Origin of the sequence: Escherichia sp. 94.0001, from assembly GCF_013369155.2 — a bacterium.
GTDB lineage: Bacteria > Pseudomonadota > Gammaproteobacteria > Enterobacterales > Enterobacteriaceae > Escherichia > Escherichia coli_F.
The window spans coordinates 179,710-199,380 of sequence record NZ_JABWMS020000001.1 but is presented as its reverse complement, the minus strand read 5'-3'; the positions used below and the strand labels follow the sequence as shown (position 1 = coordinate 199,380).

Here is a 19,671-nt window from a genome sequence, read left to right as displayed (position 1 = left end):
AACTTTAACATCCTCGTGAGGACATCATTATGTCTGGAGACATCCTACAAACACCGGACGCACCAAAGCCACAAGGCGCGCTGGATAATTATTTTAAAATTACCGCTCGTGGCAGTACCGTTCGTCAGGAAGTACTGGCTGGCTTAACGACCTTTCTGGCCATGGTTTATTCCGTTATCGTCGTTCCGGGAATGCTGGGCAAAGCAGGTTTTCCTCCCGCAGCTGTGTTTGTTGCCACCTGTCTGGTCGCGGGCTTCGGCTCGTTGCTGATGGGCTTGTGGGCCAACTTGCCAATGGCGATTGGTTGCGCTATTTCCTTAACGGCATTTACCGCATTCAGTCTGGTACTCGGGCAACAAATTAGCGTTCCTGTCGCACTGGGCGCGGTCTTTCTGATGGGCGTCATCTTCACCGCCATTTCTGTAACCGGTGTGCGAACCTGGATATTACGTAATTTACCGATGGGTATCGCTCACGGCACAGGTATCGGTATCGGCCTGTTTCTGCTGCTGATTGCTGCTAACGGTGTGGGAATGGTTATCAAAAACCCGATTGAAGGCTTGCCGGTGGCGCTCGGCGCGTTTACCTCCTTCCCGGTGATGATGAGCTTACTGGGTCTGGCGGTCATCTTCGGTCTGGAAAAGTGCCGCGTACCTGGCGGGATCTTGTTGGTGATTATTGCAATTTCGATCATCGGCTTAATCTTTGATCCAGCGGTGAAGTACCACGGTCTGGTGGCGATGCCCAGTCTGACTGGCGAAGATGGTAAGTCTCTGATTTTCAGCCTCGATATTATGGGGGCACTCCAGCCAACTGTACTTCCGAGTGTACTGGCATTGGTGATGACCGCAGTGTTCGACGCCACCGGTACCATCCGTGCCGTCGCCGGTCAGGCGAATTTGTTAGATAAAGACAACCAGATCATCAACGGCGGTAAAGCCCTGACCAGTGACTCAGTAAGTTCAATATTCTCCGGCCTGGTGGGTGCTGCGCCCGCAGCGGTTTATATCGAATCAGCGGCAGGAACCGCCGCCGGGGGTAAAACAGGGTTGACCGCAACCGTAGTGGGGGCGTTATTCCTGTTGATTCTGTTTTTATCACCACTGTCATTTTTGATCCCTGGTTACGCCACTGCACCCGCTCTGATGTACGTAGGTTTGCTGATGTTAAGTAACGTCTCGAAGCTGGATTTCAACGATTTTATTGACGCAATGGCTGGCCTGGTGTGTGCCGTGTTTATCGTTCTGACTTGTAATATCGTTACCGGTATTATGCTGGGCTTTGTGACACTGGTCGTAGGCCGCGTCTTTGCACGCGAATGGCAAAAGCTGAATATTGGTACGGTAATCATTACTGCCGCACTGGTCGCATTTTACGCGGGTGGATGGGCTATCTAATAGATTCTCCGCGCCTTTCAGCGCGGAGAATTCTTTCAGAGAGGATTCTCACCGCTGGCAACAATACGCTGCTGGCGGACTCGCCTGAGTTCTCTTTCAGTAAGCAACTGCAGTGCCTGTGTCGGGCAAGATTCAACGCAGGCAGGCCCCTCTTCCCGCTGTTCACAGAGATCGCATTTCACAATTTGTTGCCGGGTATCCCCCGGCAACGACTGAATGGTTATCATCCCAAACGGGCACGCACTGACGCAACTCTGACAGCCAATACAACGGGCAGAATTGGCCTGCACCACCTGCTCGCCCATCGTCAGCGCTCCCACGGGGCAAGCGCCAACACAAGGGGCGTTTTCACACTGATGGCACATCACCGGCGCACTGATGCAGTCCAGTCGCTGTACCTTCAGCCGGGGTAAAAAGACATCGGCATTCAACGCCTGTTCTGAAGGATGAGCGACCACACAGGCTACTTCACAAGTACGGCAGCCAATACAATCAGCCGGATTAACGACAATTAACGATTTCATCACAATGCCTTCGAATCAAACAGAGTTAACATATCGCGCGCCGCTTGCCTTCCTGCAGCCATTGCAGTGACGACCAGATCCGCGCCATGAACTGCATCACCACCAGCAAAGACTTTTTTCAGATGCGTCTGGGTGGGTAAATACCCGACGTCCCCGGTTTGAATCAGGCCCCATTTATCGAGCTTAATTCCGCTGCCTTGCAACCACGGCATGGCATGCGCCTGGAAACCAAAGGCCATAATCAGAACATCGGCGGGCAGCTCAAACTCTGAACCCGCTACCGGACGAGGACGACGGCGACCATCCGGCCCCGGCTCCCCCATAGCGGTACGAATCAGGCCCACCGCAGTTAAACGCCCATCTTCGTCACAAGCGATATATTGCGGCTGAACATTGAACTGAAACTCGACACCTTCCTCGCGCGCATTGACCACCTCTTTGCGCGAGCCCGGCATACTGACTTCATCACGACGATAGGCGCAGGTCACGCTGGCGGCATTGAGGCGGATGGAAGTCCGCAAACAATCCATGGTCGTATCGCCACCGCCCAATACCACGACTCGCTTACCTTCCACATCCGTCAGCGGATACTCTTCAGACTCCGGCAACCCCATGAGCTGGCGGGTATGGGCAGTCAGGAACGGTAGAGCCTGAATGACACCGGGCGCATCTTCATGCGGCAGATCTGCTCGCATCATCCCGTAAGTCCCCACGCCGATGAAAACTGCATCATATTCAGAAGTTAAATCGCTAAAGGTAATATCGCGGCCAATTTCACAGTTAAGATGAAAGTCGATTCCCATTGCGGTGAATATCTCTCGCCGCTGGCTTAATACCGTTTTATCGAGTTTGAAAGGAGGTATGCCAAAAGTCAGCATACCGCCAATTTCTGGATGGCGATCAAAGACATCAACCTGAACTCCTGCGCGCGCCAGAATATCAGCACACCCTAACCCTGCAGGCCCTGCGCCAATCACCGCCACTTTTTCGATACGGGGAACAACATGGCTGACATCAGGACGCCAGCCCATCGCCAGCGCGGTATCGGTGATGTAGCGTTCCAGATTCCCGATAGAGACTGCGCCAGAGTGATCTTTCAAAGTACATGCGCCTTCACAAAGACGGTCCTGTGGACATACCCTGCCGCAGATTTCTGGTAAGGAACTGGTCTGGTGGCAAAGTTCTGCCGCTTCAATAATCTTTCCTTCCTGCACCAGACGGATGTAATCCGGAATAGCGTTATGCAGCGGGCAATGCCAGTTGCAGTTAGCTTTTTCGGCGCAATAAACACAGCGGTCACTCTCATAAGTCGCTTGTTGTGGATCCAGCCCGCAATAAATTTCGCCAAAGTGGGTTTTCCGTTCACTCGCTGAAATTTTATCTGCGCCTTTACGCGAGTTAACGGGGAGCAACGCTGCACTGCGAGATGGCTGAGCGTCTGATGACGCTTTTCCTGCTGCCGTTTTGCGCTGGCGGGCCACCTTTATCTGCTGCAACCCTTTATCGTCCATCAGCCGTAACGCCTGTGTTGGGCATACGTCAATACAGGCTTGCGTGCCGGAACTGCGCTGGTTACAAAGGTCGCATTTCTGCGCAATCGTATCGACCATCTCAACGACGCCAAAGGGGCAAGCGATTGCGCATCTTTTACAACCAATACATTTTTGCTCGTCCAGTTGTACGCTATCGGGCTGGAAAGTCAGAGCATTAACCGGACAAGCCGTAACGCAAGGGGCATTGTTGCAATGATGGCAGGCCACCAGATTCGCAGCCTGGCCTTTCCCTACAACGTGGATACGCGGTCGAAAGTCACTGTGACTCAGCGGCCAGTTTTCTTGATTATGTGCCACCGCACAGGCAATTTCACAAGCATGACAGCCTATACATTCCGCAGCTTCAGCAGCGATAAACTTATTCATTTGCATCCCTTTCATTTAATGAGTTATGTCTTCTCAAAGTTCGCGATGCAATAAACGGGCATATATTAGGTAGCATGACCGTTTTAATTATAATTTTGCGACTGAGTTCAAATTATTGCCCCTCAATCTGTGCCGCTTTCATTATTTCAACATTGCCGACCAAAAGAGCGCTATCCAGATAAAAACGATTAAATGCGAGAGTGCGACATGCCAGAATGATTAATAAAATATCAATATGAGAAAATTACAGATAATTCCATTGTCAGGTTCTCTTCTCATTTTCGTGGTTTAACCACGATTATGTGATTGCCTCCGCAATTCCTGTCTCTGACTCCCCTTCCTCGCAAAAACTGGCACTCCACGAGCATATGTTTAGACAGTTTCAATAACGTAAACGGTTGCTTTTTACTCTGGCGGGCGAAAGGAGAAACACTGATGAGCGCCATAGATTCCCAACTTCCCTCATCTTCAGGGCAAGACCGCCCAACTGATGAGGTTGACCGCATATTATCACCAGGAAAGCTGATCATACTCGGTCTGCAACACGTCCTTGTAATGTACGCAGGTGCAGTCGCTGTTCCTCTTATGATTGGTGACCGACTGGGCCTCTCAAAAGAAGCTATTGCGATGCTCATTAGCTCGGATCTCTTTTGCTGCGGGATCGTCACATTATTACAATGTATCGGTATCGGCCGCTTTATGGGGATCCGTCTGCCGGTGATTATGTCGGTAACCTTTGCTGCTGTAACACCAATGATAGCCATTGGCATGAACCCGGATATCGGCCTGCTGGGGATATTTGGTGCCACTATCGCCGCGGGATTTATCACCACATTATTAGCACCACTTATCGGTCGCTTAATGCCTTTATTCCCGCCACTGGTTACCGGTGTGGTTATTACTTCTATCGGGCTTAGCATTATTCAGGTCGGTATTGACTGGGCCGCTGGAGGTAAAGGGAATCCGCAATATGGTAATCCCGTTTATTTAGGTATCTCCTTTGCCGTCTTAATTTTTATCTTGCTCATTACTCGCTATGCGAAAGGATTTATGTCCAACGTCGCCGTATTACTGGGGATTGTATTTGGCTTTTTACTTTCGTGGATGATGAATGAAGTCAATTTGTCCGGGCTACATGATGCTTCGTGGTTTGCGATTGTCACCCCAATGTCGTTTGGTATGCCGGTATTTGACCCCGTTTCTATTCTAACCATGACCGCTGTGTTAATCATCGTGTTTATCGAGTCGATGGGGATGTTCCTGGCACTGGGTGAAATAGTCGGTCGTAAACTCTCTTCGCACGATATTATTCGCGGGCTGCGTGTCGATGGTGTAGGGACAATGATAGGCGGAACGTTTAACAGCTTCCCCCACACGTCATTTTCTCAAAACGTTGGCCTGGTTAGCGTGACTCGCGTTCATAGTCGCTGGGTGTGTATTTCTTCGGGGATCATATTAATCATGTTTGGCATGGTGCCCAAAATGGCGGTGCTGGTAGCCTCGATTCCGCAATTTGTGCTTGGCGGCGCAGGGCTGGTGATGTTCGGCATGGTACTGGCGACGGGGATTCGAATTCTGTCGCGCTGTAACTACACCACTAACCGTTACAACCTCTATATTGTGGCGATCAGTCTCGGCGTTGGCATGACTCCGACGCTCTCTCACGATTTCTTTTCTAAGTTACCGGCCGTACTGCAACCGTTGCTGCATAGCGGCATTATGCTCGCAACCCTTAGCGCCGTTGTGCTGAACGTCTTCTTTAATGGCTATCAGCATCATGCTGATCTGGTGAAGGAATCCGTCTCTGATAAAGATTTAAAAGTCAGGACAGTACGTATGTGGCTTCTGATGCGCAAGCTGAAGAAAAATGAGCATGGAGAATAATATGAATCTTTTAATGCGCGCTATATTCAGTCTGTTGTTGCTTTTTACTCTCTCTATTCCTGTCATTTCTGACTGTGTTGCAATGGCCATTGAAAGTCGCTTCAAATATATGATGCTGCTTTTTTAAATGGTTTTACCTGTCGACATCCGCTCAAAACGGGCGGTTGTCGATAAACGCTCACTTGGTTAATCATTTCACTCTTCAATTATCTATAATGATGAGTGATTAGAATTACATGTGAGAAATTATGCAAACGGAACACGTCATTTTATTGAATGCACAGGGAGTTCCCACGGGTACGCTGGAAAAGTATGCCGCACACACGGCAGACACTCTCTTACATCTCGCGTTCTCCTGCTGGCTGTTTAATGCCAAAGGGCAATTATTAGTTACCCGCCGCGCCCTTAGCAAAAAAGCATGGCCGGGCGTGTGGACTAACTCGGTTTGTGGGCACCCACAACTGGGAGAAAGCAACGAAGACGCGGTGATCCGCCGTTGCCGTTATGAGCTTGGCGTGGAAATTACACCTCCTGAATCTATCTATCCTGACTTTCGCTACCGCGCCACCGATCCGAATGGCATTGTAGAAAATGAAGTATGTCCGGTATTTGCCGCACGCACGACCAGTGCGTTACAGATCAACGATGATGAAGTGATGGATTATCAATGGTGTGATTTAGCAGCGGTTTTACGCGGTATTGATGCCACGCCGTGGGCGTTCAGTCCGTGGATGGTGATGCAGGCTGCCAATAGTGAAGCAAGAAAATTGTTGTCTGCTTTCGCGCAGCACAATTAAAAAACCCCGACATTTGCCGGGGTTGTGAGCATAACGTAATGCTTATTTCACCGGACGCATCGCCGGGAACAGAATAACGTCACGGATGGTATGGCTGTTGGTGAACAGCATTACCATACGGTCGATACCAATTCCCAGACCTGCTGTCGGCGGTAAGCCGTGTTCCAGTGCGGTGACGTAATCTTCGTCGTAGAACATCGCTTCGTCGTCGCCTGCGTCTTTCGCGGCAACCTGATCCAGGAAGCGCTGCGCCTGATCTTCCGCGTCATTCAGCTCGCTAAAACCGTTACCGATTTCACGACCACCAATGAAGAACTCAAAGCGGTCAGTGATTTCTGGGTTAACGTCATTACGACGCGCCAGCGGAGAAACTTCTGCCGGATATTCAGTAATGAAGGTCGGCTGGATCAGATGTGCTTCTGCCACTTCTTCGAAGATCTCGGTAACGATACGGCCCAGACCCCAGCTCTTCTCAACGTGGATGCCGATAGATTCAGCAATCGCTTTCGCAGAGTCGAAGTTGTCCAGATCCGCCATGTCGGTTTCCGGGCGATATTTCTTGATCGCTTCACGCATGGTCAGTTTTTCGAACGGTTTACCGAAGTCCAGCGTTACGTCGCCGTAGGTCACTTCCGTCTTACCGAGAATATCCTGTGCCAGAGTACGGAACAGCGATTCGGTCAGCTCGATCAGATCTTTGTAATCCGCGTAAGCCATATAGAGTTCCATCATGGTGAACTCTGGGTTATGACGTACGGAGATACCTTCGTTACGGAAGTTACGGTTGATTTCGAATACACGCTCGAAGCCACCAACTACCAGACGCTTGAGGTACAGTTCCGGCGCGATACGCAGGTACATGTCGAGATCCAGCGCATTGTGATGGGTGATAAACGGACGCGCCGCCGCGCCGCCTGGGATCACCTGCATCATCGGCGTTTCAACTTCCATAAAGCCACGATTCACCATGAACTGGCGAATGCCAGAGAGGATCTGCGAACGCACTTTAAAGGTGTTGCGGGATTCATCGTTAGAAATGAGATCCAGATAACGCTGACGATAGCGCGCTTCCTGATCCTGCAAACCGTGGAATTTGTCCGGCAGCGGACGCAGTGCTTTGGTCAGCAGACGCAGCTCGGTACAGTGGATAGACAGTTCACCCGTTTTGGTTTTGAACAGTTTACCTTTCGCGCCGAGGATATCGCCGAGATCCCATTTTTTGAATTGATCGTTGTAAACGCCTTCCGGTAAATCGTCACGGGCAACGTACAGCTGAATGCGGCCGCCAACGTCCTGCAGAGTAACGAAGGAGGCTTTACCCATAATACGACGGGTCATCATGCGGCCAGCAACGGCAACTTCGATGTTCAGCGCTTCCAGTTCTTCGTTTTCTTTGCCGTCGAATTCTGCGTGCAATTGGTCAGAGGTATGATCGCGACGGAAATCGTTCGGGAAGGCAATCCCCTGCTCACGCAGGTTCGCCAGCTTCTCACGACGCGTTTTCAGTTCATTGTTAAGATCGACTACCGCGTCAGCGCCCTGTGCGTGTTGTTCAGACATGTTGGTTCCTCATAACCCTGCTTTCAAACTTGCTTCGATAAATTGATCCAGGCTGCCGTCCAGCACTGCCTGCGTGTTACGGGTTTCTACCCCGGTACGCAGATCTTTAATGCGGGAGTCATCAAGGACATAAGAACGAATCTGGCTGCCCCAGCCGATGTCAGATTTGTTATCTTCCATCGCCTGTTTCTCGGCATTTTTCTTCTGCATCTCCAGTTCATAAAGCTTCGCTTTCATCTGCTTCATGGCCTGGTCTTTGTTCTTGTGCTGGGAACGGTCGTTCTGGCATTGGGTCACAATCCCGGTTGGGATGTGAGTAATACGCACCGCAGATTCGGTACGGTTAACGTGCTGACCACCCGCGCCGGATGCACGATAAACGTCGATGCGCAGATCCGCCGGATTGATTTCGATATCGATATCATCATCGACTTCCGGGTAAACAAACGCGGAGCTGAACGACGTGTGGCGACGACCGCCGGAGTCAAACGGGCTCTTGCGCACCAGGCGGTGAACGCCGGTTTCTGTACGCAGCCAGCCGTAAGCGTAATCGCCGGAGATTTTGATAGTCACGGATTTAATACCCGCCACTTCACCTTCCGACTCTTCGATAATTTCAGTTTTGAAACCACGCGATTCAGCCCAGCGCAGATACATACGCTCAAGCATGCTCGCCCAGTCCTGTGCTTCCGTACCGCCAGAACCTGCCTGAATATCGAGGTAGCAGTCGGCGCTATCATATTCGCCAGAGAACATACGACGGAACTCAAGCTGCGCCAGTTTTTCTTCCAGGGCGTCGAGTTCAGCAACGGCTTCGTTAAAGGTTTCTTCGTCGTCAGCTTCTACAGCCAGCTCCAGCAGACCAGAAACATCTTCCAGCCCCTGTTTCATTTGGTCGAGGGTGTCGACAACGGCTTCGAGGGAGGAACGCTCTTTACCCAGCGCCTGTGCGCGTTCGGGTTCGTTCCAGACATCCGGCTGTTCCAGCTCGGCGTTTACTTCTTCCAGACGCTCTTTCTTGGCGTCGTAGTCAAAGATACCCCCTAAGAACGTCGGAGCGTTCCGTGAGGTCCTGAATGCGATTATTTACCGGATTAATTTCAAACATGGTCTGATTTCTTTTATTGAGCTAGTCAAAATGCGGTGATAAGAGCGGGATTGTACCGAATCCACGCTCTTTTTTATAGATAATATGACGCTAAATTGGCCAGATATTGTCGATGATAATTTGCAGGCTGCGGTTGCCACGAAACTCGTTGATATCCAGCTTGTAAGCCAGTTGCACTTCGCGCACGCCGTTATCCGGCCAGAGGGCGGTATCGACATTAAAAGCAATACCGTCCAGCAGCGGACCGCCGCCGACCGGTTCGACCATGACTTTCAAATGACGTTCACCCACCAGTCGCTGTTGCAGCAGACGGAAATGACCGTCAAACAGCGGCTCCGGGAACATCTGCCCCCACGGGCCAGCATCGCGCAGCAGCTGCGCCACTTCCATGGTCATTTCGGCTGGGCTTAGCGGACCGTCTGACACCACTTCGCCTTGCAATAGCGAAGGGTCCAGCCACTCAGTAACCAGTTCGCCAAACCGTTGCTGAAAGAGTTCGAATTTATCCTCTTCCAGCGACAGGCCTGCCGCCATCGCATGACCGCCAAACTTCAACATCATGCCGGGGTAGAGTGTGTCTAGCCGCTCCAGCGCATCACGCATATGCAGCCCCTGAATGGAGCGACCGGAACCTTTCAGCGTACCGTCACCCGCAGGCGCAAAAGCGATAACCGGACGGTGAAAACGCTCTTTAATACGCGAAGCCAGAATACCGACAACGCCCTGATGCCATTCCGGGTGATACATTGCCAGGCCGCCGGGTAGCGTGTCGCGGCTGCGCTCCAGTTTCTCGCACAGGGTCAGGGCTTCAACCTGCATTCCCTGTTCGATCTCTTTTCGCGTCTGGTTTAGCGCATCGAGTTCATTTGCCAGTACTCGCGCTTCGCCGATGTTGTCGCACAACAACAGCGCCACACCAACGGACATATCATCCAGTCTCCCGGCTGCATTGAGACGTGGCCCCAGCGCAAAACCTAAATCGCTGGCGGCGAGTTTTTGCGCATCGCGGTTGGCCACTTCCAGCAACGCTTTAATCCCTGGACGGCACTTTCCGGCACGGATGCGACTCATCCCCTGCCAGGTCAGAATGCGATTATTAGCATCCAGCGGCACGACGTCTGCCACTGTCCCCAACGCGACCAGATCCAGCAGTTCTGCCAGGTTAGGAATTGCGATACCACGCTCATCAAACCAGCCCTGATCACGCAAAAAGGTGCGCAGCGCCAGCATTAAATAAAACGCCACACCCACGCCTGCCAGTGATTTCGACGGGAAATTGCAGTCGCGCAAGTTAGGGTTAATGATCGCTTCCGCCGCGGGTAATGTTTCGCCCGGCAAATGGTGATCGGTAACAATAACCGGAATGCCCAACGATCGAGCATGTTCAACCCCCGCATGGGAGGAAATGCCGTTATCCACCGTGACAATTAACTGCGCGCCACGGGCATGGGCCTGATCGACCACTTCCGGGCTTAAGCCGTAACCGTCTTCGAAACGGTTTGGTACCAGGTAGTCGATATTGCTGCAACCAAGCGAGCGCATCGCCAGCACGCTTAGAGCCGTGCTGGTGGCACCGTCGGCGTCGAAGTCACCGACCACCATAATCCGCGTTCCTTCGCGAAAAGCGTTGTAAAGGATCTCAACGGCCTTTTCGACGCCGCTCAGTTGCTGCCAGGGCAGCATACCTTTTACACTACGTTCCAGTTCTTGCGCACTGCGTACTCCCCGGCTGGCATATAAACGGCGCAGCAAGGGAGGCAATTCAGCGGGCAAGTCTGCCGTTTCATCGACTTCACGGCGACGAAGTTGTATCTGTTGTTTCACGCGAATTATTTACCGCTGGTCATTTTTTGGTGTTCGTCGAGGAATTCTTTCATCTCTTTCGGCGGCTGGTAACCCGGAACAAGTGTGCCATTGCTCAGCACAATTGCCGGAGTGCCACTAACGCCAAGCTGGACGCCAAGTGCGTAATGATCGGCAATATCGATATCGCAACTTGCCGGAGTGGCAGCTTTACCCGCCATCACATCATCAAACGCTTTCTTTTTATCTTTCGCACACCAGATGGCTTTCATTTGTTGCTCAGCCTGGCTCTCCAGCCCCTGGCGAGGGAAAGCAAGATAACGCACGGTGATCCCCAGCGCGTTGTAGTCTGCCATTTGCTCATGCAGTTTGTGGCAGTAACCACAGGTAATATCAGTAAACACGGTAATGACGTGTTTTTCCTGCGGCGCTTTATAAACGATCATCTCGTTTTCAAGCGCGTTCAGCTGCTTTAACAACATCTTATTAGTGACATTGACCGGAGTCGTTCCGCTAACGTCATACATTGGTCCCTGAATGATATGTTTACCATCATCAGTGATGTACAACACACCGCTGTTAGTCAGAACTGTCTTCATACCAGCCACGGGCGCAGGCTGAATATCACTGCTTTTGATGCCCATTTTGGCTAACGTTTGTTGAATTGCCGCGTCATCAGCCTGAGCAAAACCAGAAAACGCCGCCAACAACGTAAATAACATAAAACCTTTCTTCATAAATCTTCCCGTTCTTTTCAGACATCACGCCCGCGGGTGATGCTGTTGATGAAGTTGCCGCAGACGCTCGGTAGCGACATGCGTATAAATTTGCGTGGTGGAAAGATCGCTGTGGCCCAGTAGCATCTGAACCACGCGTAAATCCGCACCATGATTTAATAAATGAGTGGCAAAGGCGTGACGCAACACATGCGGTGACAGCTTTTCGCTGTCGATCCCCGCCAGCACAGCATAATGTTTAATGCGGTGCCAGAAGGTTTGTCTCGTCATCTGCTGCGCGCGCTGGCTGGGAAACAACACGTCAATCGACACACCGTTTAGCAACCACGGTCGCCCGTGTTCCAGATAAGTTTCCAGCCAGTAAACCGCCTCTTCACCTAACGGCACAAGGCGTTCTTTGTTGCCTTTACCAATGACCCGCACTACGCCCTGACGCAGGCTGATATCACTCATTGTCAGCCCGACCAGTTCAGAGACACGCAGCCCGGTAGCATACAACACTTCAAGCATGGCTTTATCGCGCAGCTCCAGTGGCTGATCAATTAATGGTGCCTGTAATAATCGTTCGACCTGCGCTTCGCTTAAATCTTTTGGCAAACGCTGGGGCAATTTCGGCGAAGCCAGATGCGCGCTGGGATCGTCTTCACGAAAGTTTTCGCGATAAAGATACTGGAACAATCGTCGCACTGCACTCAGCAAACGCGCTGAGCTGGTGGCTTTATACCCGCCCTCCAGCCGTTCTGCCAGTAATGCCTGCAAATCGTCACTTTGCGCCGTCGCCAGCGTCAACCCGCGGTGATGCAACCACTCCACCATCATTGACAGATCGCGACGGTATGCGTTCAACGTATTTTCAGCCAGATTTTTTTCCAGCCACAGAGCATCAAGAAACTGCTCGATGCGTGCCAGATCCTGTTTCACTTGCGCCCCTTATGGTCACTCATTTGATCCATTATGCCTTATTGTGCCGTGACTAAAGCGATTCTGATACACTAGCCGCAAAAGCCACAGCAGAATCGAGAAGCTTACGTTATGAATATGGGTCTTTTTTATGGTTCCAGCACCTGTTATACCGAAATGGCGGCAGAAAAAATCCGCGATATTATCGGCCCAGAACTGGTGACCTTACATAACCTCAAGGACGACTCCCCGAAATTAATGGAGCAGTACGATGTGCTCATTCTGGGTATCCCGACCTGGGATTTTGGCGAAATCCAGGAAGACTGGGAAGCCGTCTGGGATCAGCTCGACGACCTGAATCTCGAAGGTAAAATTGTTGCGCTGTATGGGCTTGGCGATCAACTGGGGTACGGCGAGTGGTTCCTCGATGCGCTCGGCATGCTGCATGACAAACTCTCGACCAAAGGCGTGAAGTTCGTCGGCTACTGGCCAACGGAAGGATATGAGTTTACCAGCCCGAAACCGGTGATTGCTGACGGGCAACTGTTCGTGGGTCTGGCGCTGGACGAAACTAATCAGTATGACCTTAGCGACGAGCGTATTCAGAGCTGGTGCGAGCAAATCCTCAACGAAATGGCAGAGCATTACGCCTGACGTCACTGACGGCTTAGCGCACAGGCTTTGCCGTCATCTTTATCTTTGCGTCTCTTGTTGCAACAATATCCGCCGTAAATCCCGCCATTCGTCTTCGTCCATGCTGTCGGCTGCCAGCCATAAATGTTGCCGTTTACCGCTGTCAGAACGTAAACGCAGCATCATGCCGCTCTTAATCATCCACGGCGCTTTGACGATGCTCCACTCCTGCCCTTGCCAACGCAAACGCCCGTCCATCAACAGGCGAATTTCTCCCTGGCGAGCATTAATGCGTCGCTGGCTGCGAACGCAATCAAACACCACCAGCGAAAGTAACACCATCCATAACGGGGTGTAACTGAGCGGCCAGGGCATGAGTAAAATAACAGCGGCAACCAGCCCGTGGATCAGCAAGGAAAGCCACTGCGCGCGCCAGGAGACGCGCAGATCAGATTGCCACAGGACCACGTTCCCGGTTCCGTGTCTGGATGAGTCGGACCATCATTTCCAGCTCTGCATCGGCCGGTTTACCGTGATTCATCAGCCAGTTAAACAGGTCCGGATCGTCACACTCCAGCAAACGAATAAAGATGCGTTTTTCGTCATCGCTTAAGCTGTCGTACTCATGTTCGAAAAACGGCATGATTGAAATATCGAGTTCGCGCATACCACGGCGGCATGCCCAGTGAATGCGGGCTTTGTTATTAATGTCCATCTTCTTCCTGTCTCACGAAAATCCAGTACCAGGCTATTGTAACGTGTTTTTCGACTTCTTTTGCGGGAATATCAGTAAACACAATCGCGATCGCGAAATTAACCCACAATATTTCAAGGGCTTCATTTTTTTGGAAGTCGCCTCGCAAAGCATATCAGAAGGCACAGATCGCGTAGTGAAAGCACTTGCATTGCCTCATAGCTCTTTTACCATTAGTCATAAATACGCCGTTTGTAAAACAGGACTCCATTATGGCTTTTACACCTTTTCCTCCCCGTCAGCCTACGGCTTCTGCCCGTTTACCGCTGACGCTGATGACGCTTGATGACTGGGCGCTTGCCACCATTACTGGCACGGACAGCGAAAAATATATGCAGGGTCAGGTGACAGCAGATGTCAGCCAGATGACAGAAGATCAGCACCTGCTCGCCGCCCATTGCGACGCCAAAGGTAAAATGTGGAGCAATTTACGTCTGTTCCGCGACGGCGACGGCTTTGCGTGGATTGAACGGCGCAGCGTGCGCGAGTCGCAACTGACTGAACTGAAAAAATATGCGGTGTTCTCTAAAGTGACCATCGCGCCAGACGACGAGCGTGTGCTGCTTGGTGTTGCCGGTTTTCAGGCACGCGCTGCGCTGGCAAATCTCTTTAGTGAATTACCTTCGAAGGAAAAGCAGGTTATCAGAGAAGGTGCGACTACCCTGCTATGGTTTGAACACCCAGCAGAACGTTTCCTGATCGTAACCGATGAAGCTACCGCCAATACGCTGACCGATAAACTGCGCGGTGAAGCGGAACTGAACAATAGCCAACAGTGGCTGGCATTAAACATTGAAGCGGGTTTTCCGGTGATTGATGCCGCCAACAGCGGGCAGTTTATCCCACAGGCGACCAACCTCCAGGCGCTGGGCGGCATCAGCTTTAAAAAAGGCTGTTATACCGGACAAGAGATGGTGGCACGAGCTAAATTCCGCGGTGCCAACAAACGTGCCCTCTGGCTGCTGGCAGGTAGCGCCAGCCGACTGCCGGAAGCGGGTGAAGATTTAGAGCTGAAAATGGGCGAGAACTGGCGTCGTACCGGTACGGTGCTGGCTGCGGTAAAACTGGAAGATGGTCAGGTCGTGGTACAGGTCGTCATGAATAACGATATGGAACCGGACAGCATCTTCCGCGTACGCGACGATGCGAATACATTGCATATCGAGCCGCTGCCCTATTCGCTGGAAGAGTAGCGTTAACAGCCAAAGGAAAATTGATCATGGACGATAATAGTAACGTTAGCGCATGCGAACATTTACTCGCGAATCCCGAAAGCGATTATTATTGGTACTTTACGAGGAAGGGTCCCGAGTCCTTTCTTCTGTGTGAGGCGTGCCGTAAAGACGTCACCCACGAAGGCGTAAAATTAAATGTCAGGCGTATTGGGCAGGATGAGCTTAAGTTAATCAATCAGGAGGGATATCTTGACGGTGTTTCTGGTGAAATCACTGTTCACGAATGCCCGGTATCTCATTTACCTCCTGTTCGCTTTATAGAACTTTCCGGCACTCCCGTGTTAACCATGACTGCACTGCCGGACAGGTACTGGTTGCTCTACAGTGCCTCTCATGAGCTGGCTATTTTCGACCCGGACACCGGGCTCCGAAAAACGCTGATGTCAGTCTCGCTACCCGAAGAAACGGACGAGGCATGGTGCAATCGGCATCTTACGCCCCGCCTGCATTGCGATCCATCCGGGCGTTTCGCGGCGTTAGTTCATGATTATGGGCGCTACGGCCTTGTTATCGATCTGCTGGAAAAGCGCATCACTATGACGCTGGATGGCGGAGACTATCACCCGGAAACCGTTCCTTTCTCGCTAAGTTTTATCATTCATAATGAACGCCCCGTGATAATTCACCGCACAGCATGGAACCGTCTGGATGCCTCCGATCCTGAAACGGGCCGTTTACTGACTGCACGGGGTCCGACAACCTACCAGAGCGGTGAAGAACAGCCAGCGCATTATCTCGATTATTTTCACGGAGGTCTTTATCTCTCACCATCAGGTACCTGGATGCTTGATGATGGCTGGGTATGGAGTCCCGTTGGCGTGCTTGCCCACTTCGAACCTGAAAATTGGCTTTCTGGTAACGTCTGGGAAACAGAAGATAAAGTCCGGGCGCAAAATTTTCCCCTCCAGCGGGAAGACTGGGATATTGGCATTAGTTGGATAAATGATGAGCAATTCGTAATTCAGGTGCTCCTTTCCAACAAAGCATCAGCAAAAAACCAGGTTGCCTTTCTTTGTCATATTTCCTCTGACGAGATTTCGCCCATTGCAGGAGCCGGTGGACGATTTTTTTCCGATGGCATCCATCTGTTTTCAGCCAATGCGGAGGGACTGTCTGTCTGGGATATAGAACAAGGATCACGGGCAGGTTTAATTGCCGGATTTTCGCCGACATTCAGTCATCCATGGCGCCGCGAGCTGGCGCAGATAAGTAGCAAAGGGATTTTATGCTGGCAGTGGCCAGATACGTCGCATTAACAAATCTTTCAGGAAAGAAAGAGAATGATCTACATATTTGTCGATTTTGAAGGTTTTAAGATTTGGTTTGAGGTAGATGAAGAAGGAACGGCATTACGTCAGGTAACTATTGAGGAGTCCAGCGGAAAAATTGATGTTTCATGTTTGGGACCCTACCTGGCCGATCAGTATGTTGATACACATAATGATTGCGAAATCATTACCTGCGAGCAATTCGAGTCTGTGTGGCAAGAAGCCACCGCAGTTGAACGTGAAAAATGGCACGAAGAGAAACTGAAGTATGTTCCCGGAATGGCTATACAAGCCACCATTCAGTACTTTTACCCACAAGGGACTATCTGCCGCATTGGCGATCGCTTGTTCTGTGCCAATATAAAAACGTCCTATTTACACGGTGTCAGTTTAGGGCCAGGAGCAAACATTCTCGGCGCGATTGCAGGTTATGATGAGCCAAATATGTGGATTTTGCTTGATAACTGCCAAAATGCTTAATCCCCAGCCTGACACGGCTGGGGTAAATTATTACGCCTGCCCAATATACAAATAGATCGCCAGAAAGTGGCACACGCTGCCGCCGAGCACAAAGCCGTGCCAGATGGCATGATTGTACGGAATGCGTTTGCAGACATAGAAAATCACCCCGAGCGAATAAACCACTCCGCCTACCGCCAGTAAGGTAACGCTGCCCGCCGCGAGCTTAACGGCCATTTCATAAATCACCACCAGCGACAGCCAGCCCATCGCCAGATAAGTCACCAGAGATAAAATTTTGAATCGGTGCGCGATGGTCAGCTTGAACAGAATCCCCAACAGCGCCAGGCTCCAGATAACAATCATCAACCCGCGCGCTAACGGAGAATCCAGCCCCACCAGCAAAAACGGCGTGTAGGTTCCGGCAATCAATAGATAAATGGCACAGTGGTCAAATTTCTTCAGCCACATTTTTGCCCGTTGATGGGGAACGGCGTGATAAAGCGTCGAAGCAAGAAACAGCAGGATCATACTGCCGCCATAGAGGCTGTAACTGGTTATCGCTGTGGCGCTGGCATTGAGATCCACCGCCTGAACCAGTAGCAACACCAGCCCAACGATACCAAACACCAACCCAATGCCGTGACTGACGCTGTTGGCAATTTCCTCTGCCAGCGAATATCCCTGCTTAATGAGGGGCTTCTGAACCATAACTTACTCCGGAGAAACGTACACGCACATGTATACCTCTCCAGCGTAACTGAGAATAGTTCCAGTGAACACCTGTTAGCTAAAATAAATTCTGATTTGAGACTAATCTCCGAAAAATCATGAAATTAAATGCGAAATTTCAACTAACAGGCGTGAGTTCAATTTAAAGGCATTTAAATTCAATCACATAAAACTGTGTCTGGCCGGGATAGATATCGGCAATGACCTTTTTCAGATCAGTCAGGGTCATATTTTCCTGCTCTGCATGTTTTTCCGTCAGTGTATCCAGCGTTACGGTTGAGGTTGCAGTGACTTCAATCGTGCAAAAATAACCGTCATCTTCAAAGCGCCCGACACGAAGCACATCACCCGTTTTGAAGTGCGATTCAGACTCGTCGCGGATGGTGATGGTTTTACGCCCAGCCAGAATGTCATCCTGGAAACGTTGAAAAAAAGTGATGTCGTTTGGCTGCATGGTACTATTTCCTGTAAGAATTGACTCATCTGGAGCCTATGATAGTGAAAAAACTCACCTTACCGAAAGATTTCTTATGGGGCGGCGCAGTTGCCGCTCATCAGGTCGAAGGCGGCTGGAACAAAGGCGGCAAAGGGCCGAGCATTTGTGACGTTCTGACCGGTGGCGCACACGGCGTGCCGCGCGAAATCACCAAAGAAGTCTTGCCAGGAAAATACTATCCAAACCATGAAGCCGTTGATTTTTATGGTCACTACAAGGAAGACATCAAGCTATTTGCCGAAATGGGCTTCAAATGTTTTCGCACTTCCATCGCCTGGACGCGCATTTTCCCAAAAGGTGATGAAACTCAGCCAAACGAAGAAGGGCTGAAGTTCTACGATGATATGTTCGATGAACTGCTGAAATACAACATCGAACCGGTGATCACCCTCTCCCACTTTGAAATGCCGCTGCATCTGGTGCAGCAATACGGTAGCTGGACTAACCGTAAAGTGGTTGATTTCTTTGTACGTTTCGCGGAAGTGGTATTTGAACGCTATAAGCATAAAGTCAAATACTGGATGACCTTCAACGAAATTAACAACCAGCGTAACTGGCGTGCACCTCTGTTCGGTTACTGCTGCTCTGGCGTGGTGTATACCGAACATGAAAACCCGGAAGAGACGATGTATCAGGTGCTGCATCACCAGTTTGTCGCCAGCGCCCTGGCGGTGAAAGCCGCGCGTCGTATTAACCCGGAGATGAAAGTCGGCTGTATGCTGGCGATGGTGCCGCTCTATCCCTACTCCTGTAACCCGGACGATGTGATGTTCGCTCAGGAGTCGATGCGCGAACGCTACGTCTTTACCGATGTGCAGCTACGCGGCTATTACCCGTCGTATGTGTTGAACGAGTGGGAGCGTCGCAGATTTAACATCAAAATGGAAGACGGCGATCTCGATGTACTGCGTGAAGGCACCTGCGATTATCTTGGTTTCAGCTATTACATGACCAACGCAGTGAAGGCCGAAGGCGGCACCGGCGATGCGATCTCTGGTTTTGAAGGCAGTGTACCGAACCCATTTGTTAAAGCGTCGGACTGGGGATGGCAGATTGATCCGGTGGGTCTGCGCTATGCACTATGCGAACTGTATGAGCGTTATCAGAAGCCGCTGTTTATTGTCGAAAACGGTTTTGGCGCTTACGACAAAGTGGAAGAAGACGGCAGCATCAACGACGACTACCGCATTGATTACCTGCGCGCCCATATCGAAGAGATGAAAAAAGCGGTGACTTACGATGGCGTGGACCTGATGGGCTACACACCGTGGGGCTGCATCGACTGTGTATCTTTCACCACCGGGCAGTACAGCAAACGCTACGGCTTTATCTATGTGAATAAACATGACGACGGTACTGGCGATATGTCGCGTTCACGTAAGAAGAGCTTTGACTGGTACAAAGAGGTGATTGCCAGCAACGGCGAGAAGCTTTAAGTCGATGAAGTACCGGATGCAATACTCGT

General features: G+C 51.0%; 21 protein-coding genes. 9 read left to right on the top strand and 12 right to left on the bottom strand.

The genetic code is table 11. From position 1 onward, the window contains the following. Window positions 1–29 precede the first annotated feature (29 nt). Window positions 30–1,397 (top strand): guanine/hypoxanthine transporter GhxQ, encoded by a 1,368-nt coding sequence (ghxQ, locus tag HEN33_RS00945; RefSeq protein ID WP_000012163.1) that lies wholly within the window; start codon window positions 30–32, stop codon window positions 1,395–1,397. 35 nt (window positions 1,398–1,432) lie between these two features. Here ghxQ and HEN33_RS00940 read toward each other — a convergent pair whose 3' ends face one another. Together HEN33_RS00940 and ygfT are read right to left on the bottom strand one after the other, a co-directional pair. Beyond that, entirely contained in the window at window positions 1,433–1,921 is a 489-nt protein-coding gene (locus HEN33_RS00940; protein WP_176262815.1) for a 4Fe-4S dicluster domain-containing protein, read from the bottom strand. Then, a complete protein-coding gene (gene ygfT / locus HEN33_RS00935; protein WP_176262816.1) occupies window positions 1,921–3,840 on the bottom strand; it encodes a formate-dependent uric acid utilization protein YgfT in 1,920 nt (639 codons plus the stop codon). The genes HEN33_RS00940 and ygfT overlap by 1 nt, the downstream gene beginning before the upstream one ends. Window positions 3,841–4,275: 435 nt before the next feature. On the opposite strand from ygfT, the gene uacT reads away from it, so the two are divergent. Together uacT and yqfG are read left to right on the top strand one after the other, a co-directional pair. Beyond that, window positions 4,276–5,724 (top strand): urate/proton symporter UacT, encoded by a 1,449-nt coding sequence (uacT, locus tag HEN33_RS00930; RefSeq protein WP_001354956.1) that lies wholly within the window; start codon window positions 4,276–4,278, stop codon window positions 5,722–5,724. Between the two features lies 1 nt (window position 5,725). Then, window positions 5,726–5,851, top strand: coding sequence for a protein YqfG (yqfG, locus tag HEN33_RS00925; protein ID WP_001050745.1), 126 nt, complete (start codon window positions 5,726–5,728; stop codon window positions 5,849–5,851). Here the strand turns inward: yqfG and HEN33_RS26240 are convergent. Continuing rightward, entirely contained in the window at window positions 5,826–5,918 is a 93-nt protein-coding gene (locus HEN33_RS26240) for a hypothetical protein (RefSeq protein WP_223344823.1), read from the bottom strand. The genes yqfG and HEN33_RS26240 overlap by 26 nt on opposite strands. Before the next feature lie 54 nt (window positions 5,919–5,972). Here HEN33_RS26240 and idi point away from each other — a divergent pair, with 54 nt between their 5' ends. Beyond that, window positions 5,973–6,521: an isopentenyl-diphosphate Delta-isomerase gene (gene idi / locus HEN33_RS00920; RefSeq protein WP_176262817.1), complete on the top strand. Its 549-nt coding sequence runs from the start codon at window positions 5,973–5,975 to the stop codon at window positions 6,519–6,521. A gap of 42 nt (window positions 6,522–6,563) precedes the next feature. Here the strand turns inward: idi and lysS are convergent, their stop codons facing one another. From lysS to xerD, 5 genes are all read right to left on the bottom strand, one after another. Beyond that, a complete protein-coding gene (gene lysS / locus HEN33_RS00915; protein ID WP_000003061.1) occupies window positions 6,564–8,081 on the bottom strand; it encodes a lysine--tRNA ligase in 1,518 nt (505 codons plus the stop codon). A gap of 9 nt (window positions 8,082–8,090) precedes the next feature. After that, window positions 8,091–9,189, bottom strand: a protein-coding gene (prfB, locus tag HEN33_RS00910) for a peptide chain release factor 2 (RefSeq protein WP_001701073.1) whose coding sequence is annotated in 2 segments (ribosomal slippage) — window positions 8,091–9,113 and window positions 9,115–9,189 — 1,098 coding nt in all. Because the reading frame shifts where the segments join, the coding sequence is not laid out codon by codon here. Between the two features lie 90 nt (window positions 9,190–9,279). Continuing rightward, window positions 9,280–11,013: a single-stranded-DNA-specific exonuclease RecJ gene (gene recJ / locus HEN33_RS00905; RefSeq protein WP_000813234.1), complete on the bottom strand. Its 1,734-nt coding sequence runs from the start codon at window positions 11,011–11,013 to the stop codon at window positions 9,280–9,282. 5 nt (window positions 11,014–11,018) lie between these two features. Beyond that, window positions 11,019–11,729, bottom strand: coding sequence for a bifunctional protein-disulfide isomerase/oxidoreductase DsbC (dsbC, locus tag HEN33_RS00900; RefSeq protein WP_000715223.1), 711 nt, complete (start codon window positions 11,727–11,729; stop codon window positions 11,019–11,021). Between the two features lie 24 nt (window positions 11,730–11,753). Beyond that, window positions 11,754–12,650 (bottom strand): site-specific tyrosine recombinase XerD, encoded by an 897-nt coding sequence (xerD, locus tag HEN33_RS00895; RefSeq protein WP_000806645.1) that lies wholly within the window; start codon window positions 12,648–12,650, stop codon window positions 11,754–11,756. A 111-nt stretch (window positions 12,651–12,761) separates the two neighbouring features. On the opposite strand from xerD, the gene fldB reads away from it, so the two are divergent. Further along, entirely contained in the window at window positions 12,762–13,283 is a 522-nt protein-coding gene (fldB, locus tag HEN33_RS00890) for a flavodoxin FldB (protein ID WP_001055874.1), read from the top strand. Between the two features lie 39 nt (window positions 13,284–13,322). On the opposite strand, the gene HEN33_RS00885 is transcribed toward fldB, so the two are convergent. Next, entirely contained in the window at window positions 13,323–13,730 is a 408-nt protein-coding gene (locus HEN33_RS00885; protein ID WP_105276711.1) for a protein YgfX, read from the bottom strand. Further along, on the bottom strand, window positions 13,711–13,977 hold the full coding sequence (gene sdhE / locus HEN33_RS00880; protein WP_000354046.1) for an FAD assembly factor SdhE: 267 nt from the start codon (window positions 13,975–13,977) through the stop codon (window positions 13,711–13,713). Before sdhE ends, HEN33_RS00885 begins: the two co-directional genes overlap by 20 nt. Window positions 13,978–14,228: 251 nt before the next feature. Between sdhE and ygfZ the strand changes: the two genes are divergently transcribed. Genes ygfZ through HEN33_RS00865 form a run of 3 tightly spaced genes read left to right on the top strand, consistent with a single transcriptional unit; the run spans window position 14,229 to window position 16,999 of the window. Next, window positions 14,229–15,209, top strand: a complete 981-nt coding sequence (gene ygfZ / locus HEN33_RS00875) for a tRNA-modifying protein YgfZ (RefSeq protein ID WP_103253718.1) — start codon at window positions 14,229–14,231, stop codon at window positions 15,207–15,209. Window positions 15,210–15,235: 26 nt separating this feature from the next. Further along, on the top strand, window positions 15,236–16,507 hold the full coding sequence (locus HEN33_RS00870) for a hypothetical protein (RefSeq protein ID WP_176262818.1): 1,272 nt from the start codon (window positions 15,236–15,238) through the stop codon (window positions 16,505–16,507). A gap of 24 nt (window positions 16,508–16,531) precedes the next feature. Continuing rightward, window positions 16,532–16,999, top strand: coding sequence for a hypothetical protein (locus tag HEN33_RS00865; protein WP_105271616.1), 468 nt, complete (start codon window positions 16,532–16,534; stop codon window positions 16,997–16,999). A gap of 30 nt (window positions 17,000–17,029) precedes the next feature. Here HEN33_RS00865 and trhA read toward each other — a convergent pair whose 3' ends face one another. Both trhA and yqfB read right to left on the bottom strand, forming a co-directional pair. Further along, window positions 17,030–17,689 (bottom strand): PAQR family membrane homeostasis protein TrhA, encoded by a 660-nt coding sequence (trhA, locus tag HEN33_RS00860; RefSeq protein WP_000250283.1) that lies wholly within the window; start codon window positions 17,687–17,689, stop codon window positions 17,030–17,032. Between the two features lie 163 nt (window positions 17,690–17,852). Next, window positions 17,853–18,164, bottom strand: a complete 312-nt coding sequence (gene yqfB / locus HEN33_RS00855) for a N(4)-acetylcytidine aminohydrolase (protein ID WP_001182952.1) — start codon at window positions 18,162–18,164, stop codon at window positions 17,853–17,855. A gap of 44 nt (window positions 18,165–18,208) precedes the next feature. On the opposite strand from yqfB, the gene bglA reads away from it, so the two are divergent. After that, complete coding sequence (bglA, locus tag HEN33_RS00850; RefSeq protein WP_176262819.1) at window positions 18,209–19,642, top strand: 6-phospho-beta-glucosidase BglA; 1,434 nt, start codon at window positions 18,209–18,211, stop codon at window positions 19,640–19,642. Window positions 19,643–19,671 lie beyond the last annotated feature (29 nt).

Coding starts and splice junctions, on each gene's coding strand:
- ghxQ (WP_000012163.1), top strand. CDS start 30: ATGTCTGGAGACATCCTACAAACACCGGACGCACCAAAGCCACAAGGC.
- HEN33_RS00940 (WP_176262815.1), bottom strand. CDS start 1,921: ATGAAATCGTTAATTGTCGTTAATCCGGCTGATTGTATTGGCTGCCGT.
- ygfT (WP_176262816.1), bottom strand. CDS start 3,840: ATGAATAAGTTTATCGCTGCTGAAGCTGCGGAATGTATAGGCTGTCAT.
- uacT (WP_001354956.1), top strand. CDS start 4,276: ATGAGCGCCATAGATTCCCAACTTCCCTCATCTTCAGGGCAAGACCGC.
- yqfG (WP_001050745.1), top strand. CDS start 5,726: ATGAATCTTTTAATGCGCGCTATATTCAGTCTGTTGTTGCTTTTTACT.
- HEN33_RS26240 (WP_223344823.1), bottom strand. CDS start 5,918: ATGATTAACCAAGTGAGCGTTTATCGACAACCGCCCGTTTTGAGCGGA.
- idi (WP_176262817.1), top strand. CDS start 5,973: ATGCAAACGGAACACGTCATTTTATTGAATGCACAGGGAGTTCCCACG.
- lysS (WP_000003061.1), bottom strand. CDS start 8,081: ATGTCTGAACAACACGCACAGGGCGCTGACGCGGTAGTCGATCTTAAC.
- dsbC (WP_000715223.1), bottom strand. CDS start 11,729: ATGAAGAAAGGTTTTATGTTATTTACGTTGTTGGCGGCGTTTTCTGGT.
- fldB (WP_001055874.1), top strand. CDS start 12,762: ATGAATATGGGTCTTTTTTATGGTTCCAGCACCTGTTATACCGAAATG.
- sdhE (WP_000354046.1), bottom strand. CDS start 13,977: ATGGACATTAATAACAAAGCCCGCATTCACTGGGCATGCCGCCGTGGT.
- ygfZ (WP_103253718.1), top strand. CDS start 14,229: ATGGCTTTTACACCTTTTCCTCCCCGTCAGCCTACGGCTTCTGCCCGT.
- HEN33_RS00870 (WP_176262818.1), top strand. CDS start 15,236: ATGGACGATAATAGTAACGTTAGCGCATGCGAACATTTACTCGCGAAT.
- HEN33_RS00865 (WP_105271616.1), top strand. CDS start 16,532: ATGATCTACATATTTGTCGATTTTGAAGGTTTTAAGATTTGGTTTGAG.
- trhA (WP_000250283.1), bottom strand. CDS start 17,689: ATGGTTCAGAAGCCCCTCATTAAGCAGGGATATTCGCTGGCAGAGGAA.
- yqfB (WP_001182952.1), bottom strand. CDS start 18,164: ATGCAGCCAAACGACATCACTTTTTTTCAACGTTTCCAGGATGACATT.